Source organism: Mycobacterium sp. IS-1590, from assembly GCF_001500025.1.
Lineage (GTDB): Bacteria > Actinomycetota > Actinomycetes > Mycobacteriales > Mycobacteriaceae > Mycobacterium.
This window is the reverse complement of sequence record NZ_LQIW01000041.1, coordinates 1-1,315: the sequence shown is the minus strand read 5'-3', so window position 1 is coordinate 1,315 and position 1,315 is coordinate 1. Positions and strand designations below refer to the sequence as shown.

At 62.4% G+C, this 1,315-nt stretch carries 1 protein-coding gene; it reads left to right on the top strand.

The genetic code is table 11. The features are described 5' to 3' along the window. The first annotated feature begins 77 nt into the window (after positions 1–77). The gene (locus tag AU197_RS19445; protein WP_064404544.1) at positions 78–1,271 is read left to right on the top strand and encodes an IS481 family transposase; all 1,194 of its coding nucleotides are present in this window, start codon (positions 78–80) and stop codon (positions 1,269–1,271) included. Positions 1,272–1,315 lie beyond the last annotated feature (44 nt).

The following is a 1,315-nucleotide window of genomic DNA, read 5'->3' as shown; positions in this document are numbered from 1 at the left end:
CAGTGTCTGATTTCACGACATAGTGGGCAGCTGTCTCGCGACATAGTTGGCATCTGTGCAAGCGTGGGAGGCCGGCCATGTCGAAAGGGCAGCTCATCATCACCGCGGTGGTGCTGGAAGGACGCAGCAAAAGCGAAGTCGCCCGCGATTATGAGGTGTCGCGCACCTGGGTCCAGCAACTATGTAAGCGGTATCGGACCGAAGGAGCGGCGGCGTTCGAGCCGCACTCGCGGCGTCCACACCACAGTCCCCAGGCGGTCGAGGCTCAGTGCGAAGAGCGCATCATCTGGTTGCGCAAGACCCTCGACAAGCAAGGCTTCGACGCCGGTGCGGCCACCATCGCCAGCCACCTTGCCCGCGACCCAGAGGTCACAAAAGTTCCTGCGGTGTCGACGATTTGGCGCATCCTCAAACGGCGCGGATTCGTCACACCCCAACCGCACAAGCGGCCCCGCTCGTCGTGGCAACGCTTCCAAGCCCAACAGCCCAACCAGTTATGGCAAGCCGATGTCACCCACTGGCGTCTAGCCGACAACAGCCCGGCAGAAATCCTCGACATGCTCGACGACCACTCCCGGGTGGCCCTGGCCAGCACCGCCCGCCCTGTCACCACTGGCCCCGACGTCGTCGACACCTTCACCACAGCCATCACCCAATGGGGCACACCAGCGGGCACGCTGACCGACAACGGCGCCATCTTCACCGCCAAACAACGCGGCAACGGACGCACCGCCCTAGAAATCATGCTCGGCGAACTGGGTATCAAATACAGCCGCTCACGCCCCTACCATCCGCAGACCTGCGGCAAGGTCGAACGCTTCCACCAAACCCTCAAAAAACACCTACGGGCCCTACCCCCAGCGGCCACCATCGACGAACTGCAACACCAGATCGACGATTTCCTGATCTACTACAACACCGTGCGGCCCCACCGGGCGCTGGGACGCCGCACCCCCATTGAGGCATTCAACGACCGACCCAAAGCCTTCCCCAGCGGCTACCAGATCCCGCCGCATTACCGGGTACGCCACGACACAATCGACGCCGGCGGGGTCATCACCATCCGCTACAACAGCCGCCTACACCACATCGGCCTGTCCAAACACTTACGCGGCACCAAAGTCACCGTGCTCATCGACGACCGCGACATCCGCGTCCTGCACCGCGACACCGGCCAACTCATCCGCAAACTGACCCTCGACCCCACCCGCGACTACCAACCACGCGGCGTCAAATGCGGAAACTCACCCGAAAACCGGCTCCAGATGTAAATGATGTCTCGGGACATCTGCCAACGATGTCCCGAGACATCACA